This window comes from Streptomyces odontomachicola (genome assembly GCF_039605595.1).
GTDB lineage: Bacteria > Actinomycetota > Actinomycetes > Streptomycetales > Streptomycetaceae > Streptomyces.
This window is the reverse complement of the sequence record NZ_JBCFOK010000018.1, coordinates 200561-211233: the sequence shown is the minus strand read 5'-3', so window position 1 is coordinate 211233 and position 10673 is coordinate 200561. Positions and strand designations below refer to the sequence as shown.

Sequence of the window (10673 nt, the reverse complement as noted above, 5' to 3'; positions counted from 1 at the left end):
GCGGCCCCCACCGGGGTGTTTGGGGGGTGCGCCCCGCCGGCTCCTACGGGCCGCGCCCGGGGCCCGACCGCGGGGCCCGGGGGCGCGGCCGCGTGCTGCTCACACCCTCAACGCGGGCCGGTCAACGACACGTTGAGGCCCCCGGCGCCATCTCACAGCGGTCCGAAGAGCCAGTTGCCCGGCGCCTGCGGGTCCTCGCTCGTGTAGAACTCCTGGGTCGCGCGGTGGATCTCCTCGCTGTCCAGGGTGCCGTCGCCGTTCAGGTCCAGCTTGGAGAAGGCGACCGCGAGGTCGTCGGGGTGGGCGCCGAGCGTCCGGTTGTACATCGTGATGAACTCCTGCTGGTCGATGAGGCCGTTGTCGTCGGCGTCGCAGACGCCCATCCACGCCCCCACCATCGCGCTCAGCCGCCCGAGATAGCCCTCCTCGTCGGCGGCCGCCGAGCGGCGCATGCCGGCGATGAACTCCTGCCGGTCCACCACCCCGTTGCCGTCCTCGTCCATGGCGCTCACGTCCGTCTTCCAGAGCTCCTCCAGGGCCGCCCTCAGCCGCTGGATCTTGGGCGAGTCGGCGGGCAGGGCGAAGGCGGCGCCCAGATGGTCCGCGAGCCCCATCACGTCGCTCTCGACGAGCCCGCCGTCCTTGTCGGTGTCGAGCATCGTGTAGACGCGATTGAGCTTGCGGTCCAGGACTCCGTCAACTGCGCTCATGTTCTCCCACCTCGAAGGTCGAATTATCCGGCCGATCCGACGCGTTGCCGCGAATCGGAAGCAAAATGCTGGCACCGATACCGCCCGCATTTCATCCGCCCCGCGGGTGGCGGAATTCCCGAGGCGTTGACGGAAGGAAAGCATGTACGAGCCCCTTCGCATCCCGGCCGGTTTCCGGGAACGCATGGACCATTTCCACTCGGCGCGGGTCCGGGAGGCCTGGGGCGGCCGGTGGCTCTTCGAGGGCGCGACTCCGGGTCCGGGTGCCGTACGCGTGTCGAGCAACGACTACCTGGCGCTGGCCGGCCACCCCGCGATCACCGGGGCCATGGCGCGCGCCCTCACCTCCCGGGGCAACGCCACCCTCATGTCCGGCGTGCTGCTGGACGACGGCGACCCGCAGGTCGTGCTCGAACGGCGGCTGGCCAGGCACCTCGGCTATCCGGGCGGCGTGCTGTGCCAGTCGGGCTGGGCTGCCAACACCGGCCTGCTGGAGACGGTCGCGGGACCGGAGACGCCCGTGTACGTCGACATGCTCGCGCACATGTCCCTGTGGTCCGGGGCCCGTTCGGCCGGCGCTCCCGTGCACCCGTTCCGGCACAACGACCCCGAGCGGCTGGCACGCGCCGTCGCCGCGCACGGCCGCGGGGTGATCCTGGTCGACTCGGTCTACAGCACCGACGGCAGCCTGTGCCCGCTCGCCGAGATCGCCGCTGTCGCGTCCTCCACCGGGTGCCTCCTGGTGGTCGACGAATCCCACTCGCTGGGCACACACGGGCCGCGCGGCGCGGGAATGGTGGCGGAACTCGGGCTCGGCGGGCAGGTGCATTTCCTCACCGCGAGCCTTTCCAAGGCATTCGCCGGAAGGGCGGGTTTCCTCGCCGCGTGCGAACCCGATTTCGCACGCTATTACAAACTCTCCTCCCATCCGGCGGTTTTCAGCTCCACCCTGCTCCCGCACGACGTGGCGGGAATCGCCGCCGCGCTGGAGGTGGTCCGCCGGGACCGGTGGCGCCGCGAGCGGCTGCACGCGGTCTCCTCCCGCGTACGGGAGGGGCTGCTGCACCACGGCCTGGATCTGCGCGGTTCGCTGAGCCAGATCATCGGCCTGGAGGCGGGCGAGGAGCGCGAGGTCATGAAGCTGCGCGACGCGCTGGAGCGGCGCGGCGTCTTCGGCGCGGTCTTCTGCGCACCGGCCACGGCACCGAAGCGCTCCATGGTGCGGCTGTCCCTCAACGCCGCGCTCACCGACGCGGAGGCGGACACGATCGTGTCGGCATGCGGCGAAGCGGCACGGGAACTGGCCAACCGCCCCCGAGCCCTGCGGTGTTGAACAGCGCCCGAGCGCGCACCGCTCAGCCCACCCGCACCCCCGTCAGCACCCCGTCCCCCACCTCGTGGAGCGCGACCGCGAACTCCGGTGCCCCGTCGAGCAGTTCACGGAAGGCGGCGAGCTGTGCGCCGTGGCTGACCGCGTTGTCGACGGCCAGCACGCCGTGCGGGGCGAGCACCCGCCGCAGGTGCGGCCAGTAGTCCGCGTACGCGGGCCGCTCGGCGTCCAGCACCACGAGATCGACCGAGGCGTCGGAGGCGCGGGCCAGCACCTCGCCGCCGTCGGCGTGCCGCACCTCCGCGTGGCCGGCGACCCCGGCGCTGCGCAGATTCCGCCGGGCCTCCTCCACCCGGGCACCGTCGGTCTCGACCGTGGTCAGCCGCCCTCCGGTGTCGCGAACCGCGTCGGCGAACCAGATCGCGGAGTAGCCGTTCGACGTGCCGATCTCCAGCACCGCCGCGCTGCGCTGCACGCGGATCAGCAGGGCGATCAGCCGGGCGGCCTCCGGCGTCATGTTGCGCAGCCGCAGCAGCCGGTCGGCCAGGGGCGCGTCGTGCGCACGCCCCTGGCGGTGCAGCTCGTCCAGTACGCGCGCCAGTTGATGATCCATCAGCTTCCCCCGTCGTCGCATGCCGCCCCGGCGCCGCCGTTCAGCCGGGCAGTCCCCGTACGAATCAGCCGGGCAGCCCCCGTACGAACTCCGTGACCAGCTTCGCGACCGCCTCGGGCGCCTCCATGATCATGGGGTGGGTCGCGTCGATGCGCTCGGTCTCCACCGTCGGGCGGGTGCGGGCGACCACCGCCAGCTCGTCGGCGACCTCCCGCGCGAACCGGTCGGTGAAGTCCTCGAACCACTCCATCCCCTGCACCGACGGCGGCCGCCGCCCGGCCTGCACGACCAGCAGCGGGCGCTCCACGCCCGCCAGCCACCCGGCGACGCCGGGCGCGCCCAGCCGGTGCAGTTCGTCGACGATCTCCAGCGCGGCCGCGCGCTCCGGCAGGGTCTGCCAGGTGCCGTCGGGCAGCGCGCGGGCGGCGGCGCGCGCCGCGGTCTCCGCGCGCTCGGCGGGAATCCCGAACCGTACGGCGTCGGCGACCTGTTCCGTGAGGTACGCGGGCGGCGCGACGGCTCCCGCCGAGGCCAGCAGCGCCTCGCCCACCTGCTCGGCGCCGGGGCGGGCGCTCCCCCACCAGAAGCCGTCGAGGTTCACGGCGCCGCGGACACGGGGTCGGCCCCCGCGCTGCGGGTCGCTCCTCGCGTACTCGACCGCGAGCAGCCCGCCGAGCGAGTGGCCCACCACGACGGCCTCCGGCACGCCGTGCGCGTCGAGCGTCTCGTCGATGCAGGCCAGCACGGCGGGAACGGTCCAGCGTGGGACGGAGGGAGAGCCGCCGTGTCCGGGGAGGTCGAGGGCGAGGACGCGGTGGGAGGGCGTGAGCAGCCCGGCCGCCGTGTCCCAGTCGGTGAGGGAGCGGGAGTATCCGTGCAGGAGTACCAGCGGGGGGCCGTCGCCGCCGTGGTCATGAGCGCGCAGAACAGTCATAGGCGCCTCACTGTAGGCGAACTCCCGCAACTCCGACCCGGTCCCGTACGGCTCCGATTGCCGGCCCGTAAGGCCCAACAATCAGTCGGCGAAGGAGATTTCCTCGCAGCGGGCGATGCTGCGGCGGATCGAGGACTTGTCCAGGCCGAGGAGGGCCGTCAGCCACAGGCCGTTCCGGATGACGTCGATGTCGGCCGACAGTTGCAGGCGCAGTATCCCAGTTGCCGCGATCACGACTGGACACTCGTTCAACGGATTTCAACGGCGCCAGGGCGGCGGCCCCGTACCGCTCGCCCACGCCGCCAGCGCGTGGCCGTCGACCCGCACGATGCCGTGCTGCCGCGCGTACTCCGTCGCGGGCTTGGTGAACGCGCTCGTCGTGACCACCACGGCGAGCCGCGCGGCGTGCACGGAGCAGCAGGTGCCGCCGAAGCGCTGGAGCGCGGGCGAGCCGACCTTGGTGTCGGGCCCGTAACGCTTGCACTGGACGGCCATCCGCCGCCCGTCGGGCGCCTCGGCCAGCACGTCGGCGCCCAGGTCGCAGGCGCCGCCGTTGACGCGCACGTCCCGGCAGCCGTCGCGCGCGCACAGGAACGCGACGGCCTCCTCGAACTCCCCCGCCGTCATGGCCGCATAGCGGGCGGCCTCCCGGGACCGCGCCTCCAGGACCGCCAGGCGGTGGCTCCGTATCCGCGCGCCGAGGGTGAGCGCGATGGCGACCCAGGCGACCGCGAGGACCCACAGGCCGACGGCGAGGCCCGGCTCCTGCGCCTCCCAGGCGCCCAGCCCGAGAAGACCCCAGAAGACGAAGAAGGCGGCGTGCGGGCCGCCGGTGTCCTGAGGCCGGCTCGGTGACCGTCGAGCGGGGCGCGCCGCCATGGCCCCATCGTCCTTGCCGCGCACGCGGAGCACCATGCGCGCGAGGGAAGTCGGTCCGGGCGACGACACGCGCGGCGGATCGCGCGTACGCCGCGAAGCGCGGGGCACCGCCCGTACGCCCCGAAGCGCGGCCGGCCCGATCACCCCACGTCGCGTACGCCCTGATCCGGCGCCCGCGGGGTCCCAGAGCCTGTGCTCTCAGCTCTCCGCGAGCACCACCACGGTGTCCGCCTCCTCCAGCGCGAGGGGCTCGGCCTTCGGCGGGTTGAGGAAGACGCCGTAGCGGGGCGGCGCGTCGCTCTGCCGGGCGACGCGGTAGCCGATGGCGGTCTCGCCGCGCTGCCTGGCCGCCTCGATGACGGTCGCGAAGTTCGCCTCCTCGCCGGGCACCACGTAGTCGTACGCGGGCTTGAGGTAGATCTCCGAGCCCTCGGGGTCGAAGAGGTCGGCGAAGACCGCGTACAGGTGCCGGTTCTCGGTGAGCTGGGTCAGCAGGAGGCTGATCACCTTGGTGCTGACGATGAAGTCGTCGGCCTCGGTGACCTGCGCGACCTCGCGATTGCTGTCGTCGTTCATCTCCGTGACGATCGAGTACGGCGCGTCCAGCCTGAGTTCGATGTCGCGCAGGTGCAGCAGGGTCACCAGCGTGCGGTCGTCGGCGCGCGCCGGGTCGATCCCGTCGTCGGCGAGCACCACGATGTGCCGGTATCCGTCCAGACCCACGGAGTCCAGCGAAGGCCGCACGGTCGGCTCGCACTGCCGGTAGCCGAGGGTGATGTTCTCCAGCTTCCCCTGGAGGTCCTCCTTGGGGCGCAGCGGGGCGGCGACGTCGACCACGGAGCCCGGTTCCACGAGCCGGTCGAGCAGCAGGATGAGCTTCGCGGCGCGGGCGTTCCAGCCGATGACCAGGGTGTGGTCGGGGGTGGAGTGCCGGGGCGCCGGCGCGGCGACGGCGGAGCGCACGACCGGGGTCCGCTCGGCGGCCGCGCGGATCAGCAGGTCGTCCTCGGCGATCATCAGCAGCCGGTCGCCCTCCCCGATGACGGCGTCCATCGGCGGGTTGACCTTGATCGTCCCGTCCGCGCGGTGCAGCCCGACGGGGATGCCGAGCTCGAAGTGGCCCAGCGCCTCCCCGTAGGTGGCGCCGGTCAGCGCGGGCTCGCGCCAGGGGTAGAACTCGTTGCCGTAGAAGCTCAGCAGCTCGTCGAAGACCGCGGAAAGGCCCGCCTGCCGGTGCGACTGCGCGATCAGGCGTACGGCGATGTCGTCGGCGTCCACCACGAGCGCGGTGTCGCCGGCGGCCAGCCGGGCCGCGGTGAGGTTGGTCGAGCTCTGCACGGCCGCCGCCACATAGGGCCGCGAACTGCCGCGCCACACCCGGCTGTTGAGCAGCAGCAGGACCTTCATCACGTCTATGTCGCCCTCGTCGCCGGCGGGCGGCAGGACCATGAGCGACTTGGCGGTGTCGGGGCTGACCAGCTCCACGTCCTCGCGGCGCAGCGGGCTGCCGGAGCGGCAGATCACCCGGGTGCGCCCGGTGTCCGGGATCCGGCGGCGGATCTCGTCCTCCATGTCGACCTTGTCGCGGTCGGCGAGGATGACGACGCAGGAGCGCCGCTCGCTCAGGTTGGCCTCGGCCAGCTCCGCGATGACCGTGAACACCTGCTCCGACCAGCCGAGCACGATGGTGTGCCCGCGCTCGACCAGGCGGCCCTTGCCCTTGCGGAGTTCCTGGATGCGGGCTTCGAGTCCCGTGGTCAGCACGCCGATGAGCGCGCTGACGATGAAGATCCCGCCGATGGTCACCACGAGCATCAGGATCAGGAACAGCGGATGCCCGCTGTCGTCGCCCATGGTGCCGGGGTCGAGGGTGCGCAGCAGGCTCATCCAGGCCACGCCCGGCCAGCCGCCGTGCTCGTCGGAGTCCCCGTGCGCGAACACGGCGACGAGCGTCGAGACGACGCCGACCAGCCCCACCGAGGCCAGCCCCAGCCAGCCGATCAGGGCCGGAGCGCCCCGGTCCATGGTGCCGTCGAACCAGTACCGCAGCCGGTCCCGCAGCTTCACACGCACGTGGAGAACCTTTCCTCTTCCGCCGCGCGCCGGGCCGCGCGCTCCGCCGCCGCGCGGCGCTTCCGCGGCCACATGTTGGTCATTGAGTTGCGCAATATTCAAATCGTTCCCCGGAGGGCCACCGCGCAGACGGAGACGCCGGCGCTCGCGAGCCCCGTACCCCAACGGGCTTACGGAACAGGTGCGTTGGAGAGCCGCGATGACCCCACAGACGATCTCCCCCACCCGTCCACGACATCTACAGAACTGTAGAAATCAAGCCGTATCCCCGGCGCGTGGACCGGGCGCGGAGGGAGCTTCCGCGCGCCTCCCGTACCGAAGGGCGCACCGCCGGCAAGGGCGCCGCACACCCGGCGGGCACCGCGGCGCCGCACCGGCACGGCGACTGAAAACGGCTGCTCACGCCTTGGACTTGGCAATTCCTTGACCAGAATGGGCCGCGGGGACCCGACAGGGAACGGCAGGACCGGGAACGAAAGAAGGAGTGGACGCCACGATGGTGTTCAAGAAGCTGCTCGGCGCACTGGGAGTCGGCGGCCCGTCGGTGGACACCGTGCTCCAGGACGGCGCGGCCACCCCGGGCGGCACCCTCACCGGCACGGTGCGCCTCCAGGGCGGGAAGAGCGCCGTCGACATCGAGCGGATCACCCTCGAACTGGTCGCCCGCGTCGAGGCCGAGGGCCACGGCGGGGAGCACGGCGAGGAGCACGAGGGCACGGTGGGCTTCGACCGCCACGTCGTCGGCGGCGGCTTCCGGCTGGACGAGGGCGAGGAGCACGAGGTCCCCTTCACGCTCACCCTCCCCTGGCAGACCCCGCTCACCGAACTGCACGGGCAGCCCCTGGGCGTGGTCCTCGGCGTGCGCACCGAGCTGGAGGTGGCGGGCGCGAAGGACAAGGGCGACCTGGACGCGCTGGCCGTCGCCCCGCTGCCGGTCCAGGAGGCGGTGCTGGAGGCGTTCGGGCGGCTGGAGTACGGATTCGCCTCGGCCGACCTGGAGTTGGGGCACATCGGCGGCACCGGGCAGGAGCTCCCCTTCTACCAGGAGATCGAGCTGAGCCCGCCGCCCCGGTACGCCGACGCGGTCAACGAGATCGAGGTGACCTTCCTCCCCCACCCGCGCGGCATGGAGGTCGTGCTGGAGGCGGACAAGCGCGGCGGCTTCTTCACCGGGGGCCACGACGCCGTGCACCGCTTCACGGTCACCCACGAGGACGCGGCGCGCACCGACTGGAACGAGGTGGTCGACGGCTGGGTGCGCGAGCTGGTCGAACACCGCGGCGGCCCGGGCCACTTCGGCCACCACCAGGGCCCGTACGGAGAGGCGTACGGGGAACGGCACGGGGACTCGTACGCGCACAAGGAGCACGGCGACGCGCACGGCCACCACGGGGACGGCTCCTCGAAGTCCGGGACGGGCAAGGCGGTGGCCGCCGGGGCAGCGGGCCTGGCCGTCGGGGCCGCGGGAGGCTTCGTCGCCTCCGAGCTGATCGACGAGCTCGGCGACTCCGACGAGGAAGAGGACGGGGAAGAGGAAGAGGGCTGAGCGCGCGGCTCCCCGTACGGCGGGAACCTGTTAGTTTCTACAGACTTGTAGATTTCTTTACGCTCGCGGATGCGGTACGCCGCACCCCACCCCGCAATCCAGCTCTGGGAGTCAGCAGCAGATGAGTGTGAACCTGTCCAAGGGCCAGCAGATCAGCCTGGCCAAGGAGAGCGGAGGCGAGCTCACCTCCGTGCGCATGGGGCTGGGCTGGCGGCAGGCGCGCCGCAAGGGGCTCCTGGCGCGGCTGACGGCGCGCGAGATCGACCTGGACGCCTCGGCCGTGCTCTTCGCCGGCGAGGAGCCGGTGGATGTGGTCTTCTTCCAGCACCTGACCAGCGACGACGGCTCCGTACGGCACACCGGCGACAACCTCACCGGCGGCGCGGGAGAGGGCGGCGACGACGAATCCATCCTGGTGGACCTGCACGCCGTGCCCCAGCACGTCGACCAGATCGTCTTCACCGTGAACTCCTTCTCGGGGCAGACCTTCGAGCAGGTGGAGAACGCGTTCTGTCGGCTGGTGGACGAGACGAACGGGCAGGAGCTGGCGCGCTATACGCTGACCGGCGGCGGCCCGCACACCGCGCAGATCATGGCCAAGGTCCGCCGGGAGGACTCGGGCTGGGCCATGGCCGCGCTCGGCGCGCCGACGGCGGGGCGCACCTTCCAGGACCTGATGCCCACCATCGTCGACCACCTCTGAGCGCCGGCCCGCAGAAAGGGAACCGCACATGTTCGGCATCTCCGAGATCGTGATCATCCTCATCGTGGTGATCCTGGTCGTGGGCGCGAAGAAGCTCCCCGAACTGGCGCGCTCGGCGGGCAGGTCGGCGCGCATCCTCAAGAGCGAGACCAAGGCCATGAAGCAGGACGGCACGGAGGTCGGCACCCCGACGTACACCGTCACCGACGCCCCGCACCCGCAGGGCCCGCAGACCGCGCAGGACAAGCAGGGCGAGCAGAACACGCAGGACGCGCGGGGCTCGCAGGAACCGCCCCGCGCCTGAGGCGCCCTCCGCGCACACGGCACCGGCGGCCGCAGACACCCCTCGTACGTCTGCGGCCGCCGGTGGGTCCAGGCGATCGGCGGCGGTCAGCCGACGCCGATCGGGTTCACGAAGGTGCCGGGGCGGGTGGCGGCCGACTGGTCGAGGATGGCGCCGCCGTAGGGCCACTTGAAGGTCACGCTCTTGGTCTCGTTCGGCGGGGTGATCATGACCTTGCTCGGGATGAACGGCTTGGTGTCCTTGATGTCCTTCGGCACCGGCAGGATGGTCATGTCGATCATCGCCGTGTCGTCGCCGGGCTTGAGGGTCCGGGTGGTCGGGGTGACCGAGGAGCGGCGCAGGTCCCACTTCTCGCCAGACTCGCTGATCAGGCGGACGCCGGGGAAGCCGTGCAGGGTGCAGGTGCGGTTGGCCTTGTTGGTCAGGCGGATCGAGACAGCCTGCTGGTTCTCGGCGTTCATGTCGGGGCGGCCGCCGTGCGGGCCTCCCCAGGTGAACTTGAGGTCGTCGGTGTGGCAGCGCTTGCTCGCGGCGCCGGCGGCGGGGTTCACGGCGTCGGCGCGCGACCCCGCGGCGGCCGTCTTCAGCTTCTTGCCGGCGGAGTCCTGGGTCTTCTCCTGCGCGCCCTGCTCCGTGGACGAGGAGGCGGAGGACGCCTTGGAGTCCTCGCCCTTGCCGGAGTCCTGGCCGCCCTGGCAGGCGGTGAGCGAGAGACCTGCGGCCAGAGCCACGGCGGCGAGGGTGGCCTTCTGTGCAGCCTTCTGAGCGCGCATCGTTCCGTCCTTTGCGTTGGGTTGCGTGCGGTTGCGTGCGGTCGGCCCGCCGAAAGCGAGCGTTCTTGATGATGTGGACCCGTCAGGCCCGCGGAACGTTCCGTCACACCGCTCGCTCATACATGGCTGTGACACACGATTTCGGAACGGGTGCGGCCACGCCGCCCGTCGCACGCCTTCGGATCCGAACGCCGGTGTCCTGCGCCGAAGTTGCCAGCGGGCCCGGGATTCCGGGGCGGGAGCGCCCTGCGGGGGCATCGCTTCGAGGCGTACGGCAGCTCTGCGGAGCGACGGATTCCGTAGCCGCCACAGACGCTCTGAGGGCCCATCGGCCGCTGGGACAGTTCCGTGACGCGGCGGTCATTGAACATCGCGGGGTCGTGATCTCTCCCGGCGCGCCCGTGTAACCGCCGTGTCCCAGGCCGCGGCGCGGAGCAACGGTCGCGCGGCCGCCCCACGTCCTCCTGACCAGCAAAGCAACGAAGAAGTCGCGCCCGGCGACGGGCGCGCGGGAAAGGGGAATCCACCATGGCGGACGGCTGCCGGGACTGCGCGACGTGTACGAAGTCGTGGCTGGGCCGGGTGGCGCAGAAGGCGGCGGTCGGTCTGCTGTATCTGTGCACCCTCGGCCTCGCCTTCCTGATCAAGCGGGGCGTGATGCGGCACTGCCCCCAGTGCCACCACCTGCTCTCCCGCCACGCGCGCCGTGCGGACGGGTCGTTCCGCGACTGAGCCCGGTCTCGTTCCGCGACTGAGCCCCGTCTCGTTCCGCGGCCGAGGCGGGTCATTCCGCGAAGGGGGCGGGGCC

The 10673-nt window shown here is 71.9% G+C and carries 12 protein-coding genes; 5 read left to right on the top strand and 7 right to left on the bottom strand.

Going from position 1 to position 10673, the window contains the following annotated elements; translation table 11 throughout:
* Window positions 1-152: 152 nt before the first annotated feature.
* Entirely contained in the window at window positions 153-710 is a 558-nt protein-coding gene (locus tag ABEE00_RS29370; protein WP_345748756.1) for an EF-hand domain-containing protein, read from the bottom strand.
* A gap of 142 nt (window positions 711-852) precedes the next feature.
* On the opposite strand from ABEE00_RS29370, the gene cqsA reads away from it, so the two are divergent.
* The gene (gene cqsA / locus ABEE00_RS29365) at window positions 853-2043 is read left to right on the top strand and encodes an alpha-hydroxyketone-type quorum-sensing autoinducer synthase (RefSeq protein WP_345748755.1); all 1191 of its coding nucleotides are present in this window, start codon (window positions 853-855) and stop codon (window positions 2041-2043) included.
* Window positions 2044-2065: 22 nt separating this feature from the next.
* Here the strand turns inward: cqsA and ABEE00_RS29360 are convergent, their stop codons facing one another.
* From ABEE00_RS29360 to ABEE00_RS29340, 5 genes are all read right to left on the bottom strand, one after another.
* The gene (locus ABEE00_RS29360) at window positions 2066-2653 is read right to left on the bottom strand and encodes an O-methyltransferase (RefSeq protein ID WP_345748754.1); all 588 of its coding nucleotides are present in this window, start codon (window positions 2651-2653) and stop codon (window positions 2066-2068) included.
* 64 nt (window positions 2654-2717) lie between these two features.
* The gene (locus ABEE00_RS29355; protein ID WP_345748753.1) at window positions 2718-3587 is read right to left on the bottom strand and encodes an alpha/beta fold hydrolase; all 870 of its coding nucleotides are present in this window, start codon (window positions 3585-3587) and stop codon (window positions 2718-2720) included.
* Between the two features lie 81 nt (window positions 3588-3668).
* Window positions 3669-3821, bottom strand: a complete 153-nt coding sequence (locus ABEE00_RS29350) for a hypothetical protein (protein WP_345748752.1) — start codon at window positions 3819-3821, stop codon at window positions 3669-3671.
* Window positions 3822-3845: 24 nt separating this feature from the next.
* Complete coding sequence (locus ABEE00_RS29345; protein WP_345748751.1) at window positions 3846-4502, bottom strand: restriction endonuclease; 657 nt, start codon at window positions 4500-4502, stop codon at window positions 3846-3848.
* Window positions 4503-4664: 162 nt separating this feature from the next.
* The gene (locus ABEE00_RS29340) at window positions 4665-6539 is read right to left on the bottom strand and encodes a CASTOR/POLLUX-related putative ion channel (protein ID WP_345748750.1); all 1875 of its coding nucleotides are present in this window, start codon (window positions 6537-6539) and stop codon (window positions 4665-4667) included.
* Window positions 6540-7035: 496 nt separating this feature from the next.
* On the opposite strand from ABEE00_RS29340, the gene ABEE00_RS29335 reads away from it, so the two are divergent.
* From ABEE00_RS29335 to tatA, 3 genes are all read left to right on the top strand, one after another.
* Window positions 7036-8085 (top strand): sporulation protein, encoded by a 1050-nt coding sequence (locus tag ABEE00_RS29335; RefSeq protein ID WP_345748749.1) that lies wholly within the window; start codon window positions 7036-7038, stop codon window positions 8083-8085.
* 121 nt (window positions 8086-8206) lie between these two features.
* Complete coding sequence (locus ABEE00_RS29330) at window positions 8207-8788, top strand: TerD family protein (RefSeq protein WP_345748748.1); 582 nt, start codon at window positions 8207-8209, stop codon at window positions 8786-8788.
* Window positions 8789-8816: 28 nt separating this feature from the next.
* Complete coding sequence (gene tatA / locus ABEE00_RS29325) at window positions 8817-9092, top strand: Sec-independent protein translocase subunit TatA (RefSeq protein ID WP_345748747.1); 276 nt, start codon at window positions 8817-8819, stop codon at window positions 9090-9092.
* Window positions 9093-9178: 86 nt separating this feature from the next.
* On the opposite strand, the gene ABEE00_RS29320 is transcribed toward tatA, so the two are convergent.
* Window positions 9179-9865 carry a DUF4232 domain-containing protein gene (locus tag ABEE00_RS29320; protein WP_345748746.1) on the bottom strand — a complete coding sequence of 229 codons (687 nt, stop codon included), beginning with the start codon at window positions 9863-9865 and terminating at the stop codon, window positions 9179-9181.
* Window positions 9866-10393: 528 nt separating this feature from the next.
* Here ABEE00_RS29320 and ABEE00_RS29315 point away from each other — a divergent pair.
* Window positions 10394-10597: a hypothetical protein gene (locus tag ABEE00_RS29315; RefSeq protein WP_345748745.1), complete on the top strand. Its 204-nt coding sequence runs from the start codon at window positions 10394-10396 to the stop codon at window positions 10595-10597.
* Window positions 10598-10673: the final 76 nt, after the last annotated feature.